The sequence below is a fragment of the Candidatus Palauibacter sp. genome (assembly GCF_965208055.1).
Classification (GTDB): domain Bacteria; phylum Gemmatimonadota; class Gemmatimonadetes; order Palauibacterales; family Palauibacteraceae; genus Palauibacter.
In genome coordinates this window covers 260,754-275,295 of record NZ_CBDBNY010000004.1, presented here as the reverse complement: position 1 = coordinate 275,295, position 14,542 = coordinate 260,754, and the positions used below count along the sequence as shown (strand labels likewise).

The 14,542-nt window shown below is 69.7% G+C and carries 11 protein-coding genes; 4 read left to right on the top strand and 7 right to left on the bottom strand.

From position 1 onward, the window contains the following. The first annotated feature begins 143 nt into the window (after positions 1-143). Entirely contained in the window at positions 144-1,484 is a 1,341-nt protein-coding gene (locus ACOGXI_RS01480; RefSeq protein ID WP_419937136.1) for a 6-bladed beta-propeller, read from the top strand. 54 nt (positions 1,485-1,538) lie between these two features. Here ACOGXI_RS01480 and ACOGXI_RS01475 read toward each other — a convergent pair whose 3' ends face one another. The 3 genes from ACOGXI_RS01475 to ACOGXI_RS01465 are packed head-to-tail and all read right to left on the bottom strand — an operon-like array spanning position 1,539 to position 5,653. Further along, positions 1,539-3,587, bottom strand: a complete 2,049-nt coding sequence (locus ACOGXI_RS01475; protein ID WP_419937135.1) for an amidase — start codon at positions 3,585-3,587, stop codon at positions 1,539-1,541. Beyond that, on the bottom strand, positions 3,574-4,044 hold the full coding sequence (locus ACOGXI_RS01470; RefSeq protein ID WP_419937134.1) for a PaaI family thioesterase: 471 nt from the start codon (positions 4,042-4,044) through the stop codon (positions 3,574-3,576). The genes ACOGXI_RS01475 and ACOGXI_RS01470 overlap by 14 nt, the downstream gene beginning before the upstream one ends. A gap of 1 nt (position 4,045) precedes the next feature. Beyond that, positions 4,046-5,653 carry an AMP-binding protein gene (locus tag ACOGXI_RS01465; protein WP_419937133.1) on the bottom strand — a complete coding sequence of 536 codons (1,608 nt, stop codon included), beginning with the start codon at positions 5,651-5,653 and terminating at the stop codon, positions 4,046-4,048. Positions 5,654-5,834: 181 nt separating this feature from the next. Here ACOGXI_RS01465 and ACOGXI_RS01460 point away from each other — a divergent pair, with 181 nt between their 5' ends. The 3 genes from ACOGXI_RS01460 to ACOGXI_RS01450 all read left to right on the top strand — a co-directional run bounded on the left by ACOGXI_RS01460 (position 5,835) and on the right by ACOGXI_RS01450 (position 7,881). After that, the gene (locus ACOGXI_RS01460) at positions 5,835-6,677 is read left to right on the top strand and encodes an SURF1 family protein (protein WP_419937132.1); all 843 of its coding nucleotides are present in this window, start codon (positions 5,835-5,837) and stop codon (positions 6,675-6,677) included. Further along, positions 6,674-6,979 carry a hypothetical protein gene (locus ACOGXI_RS01455; RefSeq protein WP_419937131.1) on the top strand — a complete coding sequence of 102 codons (306 nt, stop codon included), beginning with the start codon at positions 6,674-6,676 and terminating at the stop codon, positions 6,977-6,979. Before ACOGXI_RS01460 ends, ACOGXI_RS01455 begins: the two co-directional genes overlap by 4 nt. Before the next feature lie 134 nt (positions 6,980-7,113). Next, positions 7,114-7,881: a VOC family protein gene (locus tag ACOGXI_RS01450; RefSeq protein ID WP_419937130.1), complete on the top strand. Its 768-nt coding sequence runs from the start codon at positions 7,114-7,116 to the stop codon at positions 7,879-7,881. Positions 7,882-7,923: 42 nt separating this feature from the next. On the opposite strand, the gene ACOGXI_RS01445 is transcribed toward ACOGXI_RS01450, so the two are convergent. From ACOGXI_RS01445 to ACOGXI_RS01430, 4 genes are all read right to left on the bottom strand, one after another. Next, complete coding sequence (locus ACOGXI_RS01445; protein WP_419937129.1) at positions 7,924-8,535, bottom strand: hypothetical protein; 612 nt, start codon at positions 8,533-8,535, stop codon at positions 7,924-7,926. Continuing rightward, entirely contained in the window at positions 8,535-9,521 is a 987-nt protein-coding gene (gene floA, locus ACOGXI_RS01440; RefSeq protein ID WP_419937128.1) for a flotillin-like protein FloA, read from the bottom strand. Before floA ends, ACOGXI_RS01445 begins: the two co-directional genes overlap by 1 nt. Position 9,522: 1 nt before the next feature. Then, entirely contained in the window at positions 9,523-10,953 is a 1,431-nt protein-coding gene (locus ACOGXI_RS01435) for an NfeD family protein (RefSeq protein ID WP_419937127.1), read from the bottom strand. Between the two features lie 72 nt (positions 10,954-11,025). Next, positions 11,026-14,319, bottom strand: coding sequence for a WD40/YVTN/BNR-like repeat-containing protein (locus ACOGXI_RS01430; protein ID WP_419937126.1), 3,294 nt, complete (start codon positions 14,317-14,319; stop codon positions 11,026-11,028). Positions 14,320-14,542 lie beyond the last annotated feature (223 nt).

Here is a 14,542-nt window from a genome sequence, read left to right as displayed (position 1 = left end):
GGCCGACGCAGGGGCATCGACACGCCCACGATGGCTCCGGAGATCCGGGACCCGGCGGGCAACTACTGGCATAGTTGTGGCTGTCACACGCGTGACACCTCGGTTCTGTGAGGAGAATCCCCCTTTGAGGAGAATCCGGAACGATGAAGACTCGACTGAACCGTCTCGCCCTCGGGATCGTGTGCGGTCTCGCCAACTCCTCGTTTGCCGCGCCCTTCCTCTTGGCCCAGGAGGTGATCGACGTCACGGGCGGGGACCGGCGGATCGATCCCGAGTTCGAGGAGGTCTACCGGGTCGGCGTCCTGGACGGCGAATCCTGGGAGATGTTTGCCCAGGTAGGCCGCGTATCCTTCGACGCGGAGGGCAACCTCTACGTCTTCGACGGGACGTCCAGTCCAACGCGTTTCGGAGGGATGACTCTGATGCGTGCCGGGGACGTGAGGGTCCTCGTGTTCGACACGGCAGGGCGCTTCGTGCGCGAGTTCGGCTCCTCGGGTGGAGGCCCGGGCGAGTTCAGCCAGCCGATGGGGTTCGCGGTGCTGCGGGACGGCACCGTGGTCGTGAGCGATGTCGGCCACCGCGCCTACCAGCTCTTCGACGCCTCCGGCGAGTTTCAGCGCATGGTCCGGGCGGACGACGGGCCTGACGCCGTGTCGATCCCGGCTCACGACATTCAGCCCGACCCGCGCGGCGGCGCCGTCTTTGCCGGTGGGAGCGTGGGTCTCACCGTCATGAGCGCGGGCGGCGCGATGGCTCCGCCCACCTCCCGTCCGGTGCTGCGGGTCGCACTCGACGGCGAGGTCGCGCGCGCTGACACGGTGGCGGACGGATGGCTGCCCCCACGCACCGACCTGGATGATCTCGCGTCGAACGATGTGCCCGGCGAGCTTCGAGGCGCGCTTCGCGGCATGGCCATGCCCACCGTGTTCGAGCCTCGGCTTCTCGTGGGCATCCTTCCGGATGGCGGCATCGTTCACTCCGACTCGTCAGCGTACGCGCTCAAGGTCACTCCGCCAGGTGCGCGGGAGGTCGGGCGCATCATCCGGCGGCCCTTCGAGCCCGAGCCGGTGACGCCGGAGGTCCGCAGGGAGCGCGAGGAGAGGACGGCAGCCGCCCGGAGAGCGCTCGGCGGAACCGGGGGGTCGAGGAGGCTCATGTTCGTGGGGCGCGCGGAGGGCAGCAATCCTGCACCGGAGGCCACCTTCGAGCTGGAGGACCGCTATTACCACGAGATTCCCGTGCTGCGCGGCCTCGCCACCACTTGGGAGGGCCGCATCTGGGTGCAACGCCGGGGCGAAGAGCCGCAAAGCGACGGGCCCATCGATGTCCTGACGCCGGAAGGCGCGTACGTCGGCACCTACGCGACCGGGGCGACCGAGATGCCGGACGCCTTCGGGCCGGATGGACTCGCGGCATTCATCGAGCAGGACGAACTCGATGTGGCACGCGTGGTCGTGCGGAGGCTCCCGGCCGAGGTTCGCTGACCCGAGACGGCGGTCAGGCGGCCTTCCGGTAACCGACGCTTCGAAACTTGCCCCTCAGCCCTCCGGAGTGAGGGCGAGACGAACGGCGCCGAGTGGGCGGTCGGCCGTGTAGAGTGCGAGTTCAAGGCGTCCGTCGAGCAGGTCGGCCAAGGCGGCGGCGCTCAGGGGCAGCGTGCCCTCGGCCGACGCGAGGCCCGGGCCTGAGAGACGGTGCACGACCGCGTTCGGCCGCGTCCCGCTGCCGCGACGCTGAAGCACGATCGCGTGGACGTCCGCCGGCCCGACTCCGGCGGTGGAGATGACGTAGCGCAGGGCGCCGCGCGGGAGGTCGAGGCTGAAGCTGCCGGTCAGGCGAGGGACGGCGGGCCGCCCGGCCCACCCGCCGTCGCCGGCGACGCTGAACCGGAGCGGGTCCGGCGCGCGGCCGTCCACGAGCGCGGGCGTGCGGGGCGGCGCGCGGCGCGGCTCGATCGCCCGTTCGAGCGCGTACGCCAGCGAGACCAGCCGGGCATCGTCGAACGGGCGGCCGATCAGCTCAATGCCGGTCGGCATGCCGGTCCGCGTGAAGCCCGCGGGCGCGCTGATCGCCGGAAGCCCGCTGTGCGCGGCGAGCTGACACGTCCCCCCGACCGGCGGCGAGCCGATGAGCGCGGGGTCTCGCCTCAGCGTCGGGTAGGCCATCGCGTCGAGCCGCTCTTCGTCCATGAAGGCCACGATCGCTTCCCGCAGCGCCGACTGCCGCTCGAGCGCCTCGGCGTAGGCGGCCTCATCGCGCCCGCCGGGTTGGCTCCTCCGCCTGAACGTGCCGTCCAACTGCTCGCTGTGCAGCCCCAGCGCCACGATATCGGCCAGCGACGCGACCGGCGTACCGCCCACGCTCTCCAGATAGGCGACCAGATCCAGCGCGAATTCGTGGCCGATGACGCTGGTGCGGGCCACGAGCGAGTCCATCTCCGGGATCGTCACCTCGACGACCTCCGCCCCCGCGGCAACCATCGCGTCCAGCCCCGCGCGCACCGCGGCCGTGACCGGAGCCTCCGCGCCCGAATCGGAGAGCCACGTCTCCAGCGCGCCGATGCGGGCCCCCTCCAGCGCACCCGCATCGAGCGATGCCGCGAACTCGATGGGCGGACGGCCCTCCATCGCGGCCGTCGCCGGATCCGCCGCGTCCGCCCCGATCGTCGCGTCGAGGGCGAGCGCCAGGTCCACGACCGACCGCGCCAGCGGCCCGCCCGTGTCCTGCGTGTGCGAGAGCGGCACGATCCCGTCGATGCTCGACAGCCCCTTGGTCGGCCGCAGCCCCACGAGGTTGTGGACGGACGAGGGAATCCGTATCGAACCGCACGTGTCGGACCCCCATCCCACGGCCCCGAAACTTGCGGCCACGGCCGCCCCCGTGCCGCCCGACGAGCCGCCGGGGTTCCGCGCCGGGTCGTACGGATTCAGAGTCTGTCCCCCGAGCGAACTGATGCTCGTGATCCCGGCCGCGAGTTCGTGCAGGTTCGTCTTGGCCAGGATGATCGCCCCCGCCTCGCGCAGCTTCCGCACCTGGAAGGCGTCGTCCGGCGGCACGGATCCCGCGAGCGCGAGCGTCGAGCCCGTCGTCGGCATGTCGAAGGTGTCGTAATTGTCCTTGAGGAGGATCGGGATCCCGTGCAGCGGCCCCCTCACCTGTCCCGCCGCCCGCTCCGCGTCCAGCCTCTCCGCCTGCTCCCGCGCCTCCGGGTGCACGCGCACGATCGCGTTGAGACGAGGACCCGCCAGGTCATAGGCGGCGATGCGGTCCAGGTAGGCGTCCACCAGTTGAGCGGAGGTCACCCGGCCCGACGACAGGGCCTCCTGGAGTTCCGGGATCGAGGCCTCAGACACTTCGAAGGGAGTCTGGCCCGGAGTCTGGGCTGGAGCCTGGACCGGAGTCTGGGCCACCAGCGGCGCGACCCACCCCGCGCCGGCTGGGTGACCAAGAGCCGGGCCGAGCGCGGGACCGAGTGCGAGGCCGAGGGCCAGCAGGGCCGGGGCGGCCCGCCGGCGCACGTTCGCGTGATCTCGTCCGTGATCCGGTCCATGATCCTGTCCGTCGCGTCGCGCGTTACCTCGTTCCATGAGCCGGATGTCCTTCCGCAATGGCGACGAATGTCCCTGTGCACGTGGCCGTCCGCTCGCCTCCGGAAAGCAACTCCGCTTCGACGCGGACCTTCCGTTCGCCCGCTTCGGCGATCCGGGCGCGGAGTTCAACGGGCGCGTCGGAGGGCGTCGGCTTCATGAGCCGGACCGTGTACTCGGCCGTCACCGTGACGGGCGGATGATCCACCCCGCGCGTCCGCATGAAGTAGTGCGCCGCGCACCAGTTGCACTGGCAGTCGAGGAGCGTCCCGATGATGCCGCCGTTCAGGATTCCCGGGAACGACCGGTGATTCGGCCCGGGCGTCCATTCCGCCACTACCTCGTACCCTCGGTCTCCGGAGGGAAAGCTGCGCAGCCGGAGCCCTTCCGGGTTCGCGTGGCCGCACCCAAAGCAGATGGACTCGGGGGCGTACCTCTCCTGAAGCGCCTCGCTCACGTCACCCGCCCCCGCCGGCCGGTCCCTGTTCGGTCGCCGCCCGGGCCCGCTCCCGCTCCACGAGGAAGCGACGCAGGATCTTCCCGGAAGCGGACTTCGGGATCTCGTCCAGGAACTCGACGGCGCGGATCTTCTTCTGCGGCGCCACCCGCGCGGCCACGTACTGCATGATGTCCTCGCCCGTCACGTCGCCCGATCGCACGACGCACGCCTTGGGAATCTCCCCCGCCACCTCATCCGTGACGGGGATGACCGCGACATCGGCCACCGCCGGGTGCGCGAGCAGGAGGTCTTCGAGTTCGGCGGGCGCCACCTGGTAACCCTTGTACTTGATGAGTTCCTTGGCCCGGTCGACGATCGTGACGTAGCCATCCTCGTCCGCCCGTCCCACGTCCCCCGTATGAAGCCATCCGTCGGCGTCGATGGTGTCGGCGGTGGCCTCCGGATTGTTGAGGTAGCCTTTCATCACCTGCGGCCCGCGGACCCACACCTCTCCCTCCTCGCCGGGTCCCAGCGGCGCGCCCGACTCGAGGTCGACGATCATCATCTCGGTGCTCGGGATCACGGGACCGATCGTCCCGACCTTGTCCGCATCGACGTTCTCCCCGAAACAGACGTGAGTCACTGGACTCGCCTCCGTGAGGCCGTAGCCCTGGAACACGCGGCAGCCGATCCGCTCCTGGCAGGCGACGGCGATTTCCTCTCCCAGCGGGGCCGCCCCGGACATGATCCAGTTGACGGACGAGAGGTCGAAGCCATCGACCGCGGGGTGCTTGGCGAGTCCGAGCACGATGGGCGGAACGAGGTAGAGACAGGTGGCCCGATATTGCTGAATCGCCCCCAGGAACTCCTCGAGATCGAAGCGGGGCATGGTGACGACGGTCGCGCCCGCCTTCAGGGCGCCGCTCATGACGACGACCATCCCATAGATGTGGAAGAAGGGGAGGACGGCGAGCACGACATCATCGGCGTCCACGAGGCCGATGGCGCTGAACTGCTCGATGTTCGCGACGAGATTCCGGTGCGTGAGCATCACTCCCTTGGAAACACCCGTCGTTCCGCTCGAATAAGGGAGCGTGAGGAGATCCTCTCCGGGATTGGGGATGTCCGCCGATTCCGCATCCGTCCCCATTCCGTCGCCGATGAGGTCGGCGAAGGCGGTGGCGCCCTCGGCCTCTCCGAACACGAAGATCTCTTCGATCCCGGTCCGTGCCGCGACGGCTCGCGCGCGATCGAGGAGCGGGGGGACGGTGATGAACCAGCGGGCGCCCGAATCGTTCAACTGCGAGACGAGTTCGTCGTCGGTACTGAGCGGGTTCAGCGTCGTGCTGCAGCCACCGGCCATGCCGACCGCGAGGAACGCCGTCGCGTACTCGGGCAGGTTCGGGCTGCAGATGGCCACCACGCCTCCGCGCCCCAGTCCTCGGGCAGCGAGTCCCCGCGCCGCGGCGTGCGCCTGATCGCGCAATTGTCCGTATGTCACCACCCGGCCGCTCGGTCCTTCGATGAACGCGGGCTTGTCCCGGCGACCGCCGAGGGAACCCAGGAGATAGTCGGAAAACGTCTGTTCCGGCACGGTGACCGGGGGATGCGGACTCTGAAAGATCATCGCGGGGTCCTTGCGGTCGACGTCGTGGACGGCTGCCGCCGTCCGAAACGGAAGCGGGAAGATCGGCGAACCGGCCGCGGCGCGGCAAGGTGGCGGCGCGGCAAGTCAGCCGCGTGGCGGGCGGCGGCGACCCGGGGCGCGGCTGCGTCCGCCGCCTCAAGCGAATAGACTCGTGTGCCGGGTGAACGACCAGCTTCTCGACCGCGGCGGAGGGCCGCCGCAACAGCAGCGAAGACCGGGGCACGAAGTGACATTCAACCGCAAGATCCTGCTGTGCGCCGTCGCCCTCGCCCTGGGCGCGCTCTTCGTGCGCCTCGGGTTCTGGCAACTCGACCGGCATGGCGAGCGAAGCGCCGGGGTGCGCGAGCGCGCGGTCCGCGCCGAAGCCCCGCGGCTCGAGTGGAGCGGCCCCCGCGACGTGCCGCCGGACACAGCCGGGCTCATCGGGCGCCGCGCGCGGCTCAGCGGGCGGTGGGACCGGGCCCGCGAAGTCGTCATCAGGAGCCGCACTCTGGACGGGCGGGCGGGCGCGGAGGTGCTGACCCCGTTCCTGGTCGGCGGCGACTCCGCGCAGGTCGTGATGGTCCTCCGCGGCTGGCTGCCCGCGCCCGATGGTCTCCGTCCCGACCTCGCGTCCGGGTGGGCCGGCCCGCGGGGAGCCGCCGCGGATGCCGGGCACCCGGTACAGGTCGAGGGCGTGCTCGTCTCCTCGCGCGATGGTCGTGGCGGCCAGCCGCTCCGAACCGAGATCGCCGGGGCGGACCACCTCGCCATCGCGGGGCTCGACCTGGCCCTCATCCGCGACCAGACCGCACTCGAGCCCACGCCCCACGTCCTGCGCGCGGACGACCCGCCCCCGGGCGGCGCCCTGCGTCCCGCCCGCGCGATCGAGACCGACTCCGGCCCGCACCTGTCGTATGCGATCCAGTGGTTCGCGTTCGCCATCATCGGGCTGGGCGGGACGGTGATCCTGCTCCGCTCCTCATCCGACGGGAAGCCCTCATCCGAAAGGAAGCGACGTTGAACCATCGAAAGTTCTCCGACCGCCGGGGACGGCGCTGGGAGGTACGCGTGACCTCCCGATCCGAATGGCGGTTCGAGCCGCTGCGGGGGAACCCGGATCCACCGCAGCGCGTCCGCCCCCCGCTCTACGCCGGAGACGACCCGTTCGAACTCAGCGAACAGGAACTGCAAGCCATACTCGGCGACGCGACGCCGGAAGCGAGGACGGATCGCGGGACTTCGGGTGCCTCGCCCTTCGGGGAGGTTTACGAACCGCGCAGGAAGAAGTCGCCCTTCCTCGACGACCTCGCCGACGATGACTGACCATCGACCGCCGACGGCGTCCCGTCCCGGCGACCGCGAAACCGGCATCGGGATTCCGCCGTACGAGCCGGCATCTTTCTCCCGCCGGGCATGACCCGGCCGCAGTCCCACCCGACGTTTCTCAGGAGGCAAGCATGTCCGACACACCGCTCGGCCGCTTCTGCTGGTACGAGTTGCTCACCACCGACCTCGAAGGCGCGCAGGACTTCTACCGGAGCGTCGTCGGCTGGGAAACCGGCGCGTGGCAGGGAGAGGGGCCGCCGTACATCACCTGGAACAACGACGGCACTCCCATCGGCGGCGTGATGGAGTTGCCCGCCGACGCCCGGGCCGGCGGGGCGCCGCCCCACTGGCTGCCCTACATCTCGACACCCGATGTCGACGCGACGGCGGAGAAGGCCGCCCGACTCGGGGGCGCCGTCCACCACCGGATGGAGATCCCCGAAGTCGGACGCCTCGCGGTGCTGGCCGATCCCGGAGGCGCGGTGTTCACGGCGTATGAGCCATCCGACGCCACCCCCGGACACGACGGCCCGCCGGCAGTCGGCGAATGCTCCTGGCACGAACTGATCTCGGCCGACTGGGAGGCCGCCTGGTCGTTCTACTCCGACCTCTTCGGCTGGGAGAAGACGACGCAGATGGACATGGGAGAGCACGGCACCTACCAGATGTACGGCCGCGAGGGGAAGGAATTCGGGGGGATGATGACGCGGACCGAAGACATGCCGCCCCCGTGCTGGTTCCTCTACATGTCCGTCCCCGACGTACACGCTTCCGTGAAGGTGATCGAGGACCTCGGGGGCACGATCGTGACGCCGCCGCTCAAGATCCCGGGCGAGAGCGGACACATCCTCCACGGGATCGACCCGCAGGGCGCGGGATTCGCCCTGCACAGCATGTAGCACGGCATGTAGCGGGTCCGCCCGTCCGGCCGCCGGTGCCCGCTACCCCCGTGGCGCCGGCGGTCCTTCGCGGTCGGTCAGGCCCGGCGGGGTCCCGAGGATCTCGGACAGGATCACGGCCCGCGCAAGCGCGGGATAGCGTTCGAGGCGCTCCAGCGGGTCGTTGCGACCGGCGCCGGCGCTCGGGGACTGCGCGCCGGCGATCGGCGACTTGGGGGGAGGCGTGCGCCGCCCCGGAGTGCGGGCGGTCCGGGGGGCGGCAGCCGGCGCCGGGGACGGGGTCCGGGGCGGCACTGCCGGGGTCGGCCGCAGGAAGGGGGGAGTCTCGGGAGCCTCCTCCGGCTCCACATGCCCGACGAGACTCCCCGGCCGTCCCTCCTCCGCCGCCTGCTGCATCTGTTGCTCCAGTTGGCGGCCCATGTCGCGCAGTTGTTCGCGCAACGTCGGACGCGTCCCCGGAGGCGGCGCCTCCCCCCCGGCGGGATCGGTGGCCTGAACGCGGGCCGGCTCGGCTTCGAACCCGGGCTCCGCCCCGGCCTGTTCGAGCGCCTGTTCCTGGCGCTGACGATTCTTCTTCATCGCGCCGCCGATGCTCCGCACCCAGAGGAAAATCATCAGCAGGATGATGGGCAGCGCGCCCTCGAGATCAGGCATCAGCCGTCCTTATCGCTCTCCGGCGGCTTCGCGATGGATCTCCGCATCTGCGTGTCGCTCTGGATGTTGCGGTACTTCATGTAATCCATGATCCCGAGGTTGCCCTCGCGGAACGCTTCGGCCATCGCGAGGGGCACCTCCGCCTCCGCCTTCACGACCTCGGCCTGCATCTGCTCGACGAGCGCCCGGTTCTCCTGCTCCGACGCGACCGCCATCGCCCGCCGCTCCTCCGCCTTGGCCTGCGCGATCCGCTTGTCCGCCTCGGCCTGGTCCGTCTGCAGCTCGGCCCCGATGTTCTTCCCGACGTCGACATCGGCGATGTCGATGGAGAGGATCTCGAACGCGGTCCCGGAGTCGAGCCCCTTGGCGAGCACCGTCTTCGAGATGTTGTCCGGGTTTTCGAGCACCGCCTTGTGAGAGGCGGCCGACCCGATCGTCGACACGATGCCCTCGCCGACACGGGCCAGGATCGTCTCCTCCCCCGCGCCTCCGACGAGGCGGTTGATGTTCGCCCGCACCGTCACGCGCGCCGTGGCGATAAGCTGGATCCCGTCCTTCGCCATCGCGGCGACCTTCGGCGTCTGGATCACGCGCGGGTTGACGGAAACCTGCACCGCGTCGAGCACGTCCCGTCCCGCGAGGTCGATCGCGGCAGCCTGCCGAAACGGCAGCTCGATGCTCGCCTTGTCCGCCGAAATGAGCGCGTTCACGACCCGCTCGACATCGCCGCCGGCCAGGAAGTGCGACTCCAGTTCGTTCGTATTGAGCGGAAGCCCCGCCTTGTACGAGCTGATGAGCGGATAGACGATCCGCGGCGGAGGGATCTTTCTCAGGCGCATCCCCACCAGACTGCCGAGACCCACCCGAACTCCCGACGCCATCGCCGTAATCCAGAGTCGGATCGGCACGATCCACGAAAGAATGAGAAGGCCGAGTGCGGCGACAATGAGGGCAATGATGCCGCTTCCGGCAAGATCCTGGAGCATATCAGACCTCGTTCCTGTTTTCGGATTCGGGCGTCTCTTTGGCGCGGCGCACGAGAATCCGGCCGCTCGCCACCTCGAGTACGCGTATCGGGGTCCCGGCCTCGAGCCACGGACCCTCCGTTACGACATGAATGCGTTCATCCTTCACGATCGCGACCCCGGTGGGCCGCAAGTCGGTCGACGTGACGCCGAGTGCGCCGATCAGATCTTCGCGCGGGGGCATCGACAGGTAGCCGGTCTCGCGGCTCGTCGAGGCACGCAGGAAAAGCCCGGAGAATCGGTTGCTTCGGGGCAGGTGCCGCACGAGCGCCCATGTGGCGACCCCGACGAGAATGATGGAGAGAGAGACGAGACCCGCCGCGTTGAACACCTGGTCGAAGGTCGGGACCTGGCCCACCATCCCCATGACGGTCGCCCCGAGGATCGCGCCCGCCCCCAGGATCCCCGCGATCCCGAACCCGGGAATGACGAGGACCTCGAGCCCGATGAGCACGACCCCCGCGCCGAAGATGAGGATCTCCTCGATCCCGGCGAGGTGCACGAGGTGGTGCGCGCCGAAGAACGCGGCCAGCGAGGCGAGTCCGACCGCCCCCGCCACGCCGAAGCTCGGCGTCCGGACCTCCACGATGAGTCCGAGGAAACCCAGGCTGAGCAGCAGTGGCGCCACCGCCGGGTTCGTCAGGAAGCGCACGATCGCTTCCGCCCAGTTGGGCTGGATTTCCCGCACGGGGGCGGCCGGGAGCCGCGTGATCTCAAGGAGTTCGATGAGATCCCGGACCTCGGCGTCCGCGACCCCGAGCGCCGTGGCTTCAGCCGTCGTGAGCGTGAGCAGCCTGCCGGCTTCGCTCACGCCGGGGACCTCAATGCTCTCGTCGACCATCGCCTCCGCGAGCAGCGGATCGAGTCCCCGTTCCTCGGCCAGCGCCCGGAACTCGGAGCGCATCGCGCTCACCATCTTTTCCGAGGCCTTCTCGCCATCGCCCGTGACCGGCGTGGCGGCTCCCAGCGTCGAGCCCGGCCGCATGTAGATCCGGTCGGTGGCGAGCGCGATCATCGCGCCGGCCGAGAGGGCGCGGCGGTTCACGTAGGCGTAGGTCGGGACCTCCGCGTCGCGCAGATCGTCGATGATCTTCCACGCCGCGTCGACCCGGCCCCCGGGCGTGTCGAGTTCGATGATCACGGCGGGCGCCCCGGACTCCGCGGCTTCCGAGAGAGCGCGCGCCACGAACGGGGCCACGCCGAGTTCGATGGTGCCGGAGATCGGCACCCGGACCACCGTGGCCGCGGACTGCGCGGAGCTGGCAACCGGCGCAAATGGCGCGAGGGCGGTACCGAGTCCCGGCGGCACGGGTCCGTCCGACGCGGACAGCGCGACAACGGCCAGCCCGAGGGCGAGCAACGGCGCGGGCAGCCCCGTGATGCGTGAGTTCATGTCTCGTCTCGTCATGTGTTGCATGGGCCGCAATCTATCGGTGCCGTGGTTCGGCCGCCCGTCGGCCGCTCGTCAGCCGCCCGGCCGGTCCGGCAGGGCGATCGGTTCACGCGCGGACGGCCGCACGCCTTCCGCGTACAACTGGGCGTTCAGCGCCGGCACGCGCGTCTCGATGAGCACGTTGAGCCGATCCAGCAACTCCGGCATCACGTTCCAGACCTCGTCCACCTGCCACAGGTGGTCCGCGGTCGGGACCGTGGAGGAACCCTGGATCGCGTTCGCGACGCCCGCGTTCCGGCGCGCCTCCGCCAGTTCGTCGCGGATCTCCTCGATCTCCTCCTCGATCGCCTCAAGCTCCTCTTCCAGTCCCTCCGGCGCCTCATCCGCGCCCTCGATCAGTTCCTCCGCCGCGGACAACTGCTCCTCGAGCGCGTCGAGGGTTTGCCCCGCCTCGTAGATCGGGCCCGCCATGGCGTGGAGGCTCATAAGCGCCTCCTGCCGCGCCATGCGGTCCGCGCGGCTCATCGGCCGGCGCGGTTCCGCGACGACTTCGACCTCGGCCGAGAACGTCTCGCCGCCCGCCTCCATGCTCACCGTGTACGTGCCCGGGAGGACGATCGGACCCGGCGGCGCGCCGCCGAAGAAGAAGCCGCCACCGCCGCCCGGACCGCCGCCGCCCTCACGCTCGTACGGCGCGTCGTGACGCCAGTCCCAGATCACCTCGTTGATGCCGACCTCCGAGGGCGCCTCCAGCGTACGTACGTGTACCCCCGAGGCGTCGGCGATCTTCAGCGCGAACGCGTCACCGTCTCCGTCGTCGTCCGCGTCGTCGGCCTCCTGCTCGCCTTCGTCGCCGTCGCCGTCACCGTCGTCATCGCCGTCCTCGTGTTCGCCCTCCTCGTCGTCTTCCTCGTCGTCCTCCACCATGGTCTCTTCGGGAGCGTCGCGCAGGTAGTAGCGGATCCGAGCCCCGCGCGGCGGGTTCGGCGCACTGTAGGTGGCGCCGTAGAAGGGCCAGTCCCCCTTTTCCGTCCACATGATCGAATGGTCGCCGAACACGCCTCCCGCCTCGGCCAGCATGCCCTCCGACAGCGCTTCGAGCGGCGCCACGTCGGCGAGGATGTAGAGGCTGCGGCCGTGCGTGCCCACAATGAGGTCGTTCTCGCGCGGATGGATGAGGATGTCGTCCACCGGCACGGTCGGCAGGTTGTTCTTAAGCTGCACCCAGCTCTCGCCGCGGTCCACGGAGACGAAGACGCCGACCTCGTTCCCGGTGAAGAGGAGATTCGGCGCGCGGTGGTGCTCGACGATCACGTTCACGGACCATCCGTCCGGCAGCCCGTTCGCGATCGCCCGCCAGCTCTGCCCGTAGTCCTCGCTCACGTAGGCGTAGGCCGCGTAGTCGCCGTTGCGGTGCCCGTCGAAGGTCGCGTACACCCGGCCCTCGGCGTGGTTGGACGGCTCCACCCGGCTCACGTATGTCCGCTCGGGCAGGCCCGGGATGCGGTCGACGACGTTCTCCCACGTCTCCCCGTCATCGCGCGACACCTGCAGGTTCCCGTCGTCCGTCCCCGCGTAGATGAGCCCCGGCACAAGGGGCGACTCCTCCACGGCAGTGAGGTTCCCGTAGTTCGATATCCCGTCGTTGAGCGACATCTGCGGCTCGGAGCCGGGGACGCCCATGATCTCGAGTTCCTCGCGGTCGATCTGCTTCGTGAGGTCGAGGCCGCCGACCTCCTCCCACGACATCCCGTAGTCCCGCGAGCGCAGCAGGTAGTTCGCGCCCAGGTAGACCGTGGCCGGGTCGTGCGGCGAGAGGAGGAGCGGCGAGTTCCAGTTGTAGCGGTAAGCCTTCGTCGTGTCCCCGTCCGCGCGCGGTCCGACGATGGGACGCATGGGGATCTTCTCCCCCGTCGTCAGGTCGTAGCGGTTCATGTTCCCGCCCTGCGACTCGGAGTACACGATGGTGGAGTCGGTGGGGTCGACGATCGTGAAGAAGCCGTCGCCGTACGCCGTCTCGTACCAGTCCTGGTTCCGGATGCCGTGGAAGGAACGCGTGTTCGACGGTCCGCACCACGCGTCGTTGTCCTGAAGCCCGCCGCACACCGCGTAGGGCGTGCGCATGTCGAACCCGATGGCGTAGAACTGGCCCAGCGCGATGTTGTCGAACATGCGCCAGTGCGCGGCCCCGTCCCACGACGCGGCCACCCCGCCGTCGCTCCCCAGGATCAGGTGGTCGGGATCCTCCGGGTTGATCCAGAGCTGGTGATGGTCGACGTGGATCTGCACGGCCCCGTCGTTCCGGAACGTCCGGCCCCCGTCATCGGAGATCGCGAGCTGCGTCCCCAGCACGTAGATGCGGTCGGGGTTGCTCGGGTCGATGCGGACCTGGGAGTAGTACATGGGACGCGGGTTGGTGTCCGACATCTTCTCCCACGTCTCGCCGCGGTCCGTGGAGCGGAAGATCCCGCCCCGGCGCGGGCCGCCGCCCCCGCCCCCGAAGCCCTGCCCCGGCCGCCGCGGGTCGGCCTCGACGAGGGCGTAGACGAGGTTCCCGTCCTGCCGGTAGATGTCGATCCCGATGCGGCCCTTGTCACCCTCCGGAAGGCCCTCGGTGAGTTCCGTCCAGGTGTCGCCGCCGTCCACCGTCCGGTAGAGACCGCTCCCCGGGCCTCCGCCGTTGAATCCCCAGCCCGTCCGCTGCCGCTGGTACATGGCCGCGAAGATCGTGTTCGGGTCGGCGGGATCCATGGCCAGATCGATCGCCCCCGTGTGATCGTCGACGTAGAGGACCTTCTCCCACGTCTCGCCGCCGTCCTGCGTCCGGAAGACGCCGCGCTCGGGGTTCGAACCCCAGAGGTCTCCCATCGCGGCCACATGGACGATGTCCGGGTTCCGCGGGTGAATGAGGATGCGGGCGATGTGCTTCGTCGCCTCGAGCCCCATGTGCAGCCACGTGTTTCCGCCGTCCGTCGACTTGTAGGCGCCGTTCCCCCACGGGGAGGACTGACGGTTCTGCGGCTCGCCCGTCCCCACCCAGACGAGGTTCGGGTTCGCCTGGTGCAGGGTCACGTCCCCGATCGAACTCGTCGGCTGGTCGTCGAAGAGCGGGGTCCAGGACGTGCCGTGGTTCTCCGTCTTCCACAGCCCGCCGCTGGCGGTGCCGAGATAGAAGATCTGCGGCTTGGCTTCGACCACGGCGATGTCGGCGATGCGCCCCCCCATGAGGGCCGGGCCGAGCTCCCGGTACTCGAGGTGGGAGATCGCCGTCTCGAGCGCGGACTGGGCGGCGCCGGCCGACGCGCCGGTCGTGGCGCCGAAGAGGAGGCCTGCCGCGGAGAGCGCAACAACTCGGGCTGTCTTCATGGTACTGCCTCGGAGACGGGGAGATGACGGGCTTCCGCCGCAAACTGCGCCGCGCAAATGCCCGCGCAAGACGACGCCGGGCACCCTGTTCCGAATTGCTTTTGTTTCTTTGCGAAGGAATGCGCCGACAGCTCTGGAAATCTGTCTCCCAAGCCATCGAAAACATGTCTCCGAAAACACCGAAAACATGCCTACTGAAACGTTGAAAACATGTTTCCGAACC

Coding starts and splice junctions, on each gene's coding strand:
- ACOGXI_RS01480 (WP_419937136.1), top strand. CDS start 144: ATGAAGACTCGACTGAACCGTCTCGCCCTCGGGATCGTGTGCGGTCTC.
- ACOGXI_RS01475 (WP_419937135.1), bottom strand. CDS start 3,587: ATGGAACGAGGTAACGCGCGACGCGACGGACAGGATCATGGACCGGAT.
- ACOGXI_RS01465 (WP_419937133.1), bottom strand. CDS start 5,653: ATGATCTTTCAGAGTCCGCATCCCCCGGTCACCGTGCCGGAACAGACG.
- ACOGXI_RS01450 (WP_419937130.1), top strand. CDS start 7,114: ATGTCCGACACACCGCTCGGCCGCTTCTGCTGGTACGAGTTGCTCACC.
- ACOGXI_RS01445 (WP_419937129.1), bottom strand. CDS start 8,535: ATGCCTGATCTCGAGGGCGCGCTGCCCATCATCCTGCTGATGATTTTC.
- floA (WP_419937128.1), bottom strand. CDS start 9,521: ATGCTCCAGGATCTTGCCGGAAGCGGCATCATTGCCCTCATTGTCGCC.
- ACOGXI_RS01435 (WP_419937127.1), bottom strand. CDS start 10,953: ATGAACTCACGCATCACGGGGCTGCCCGCGCCGTTGCTCGCCCTCGGG.
- ACOGXI_RS01430 (WP_419937126.1), bottom strand. CDS start 14,319: ATGAAGACAGCCCGAGTTGTTGCGCTCTCCGCGGCAGGCCTCCTCTTC.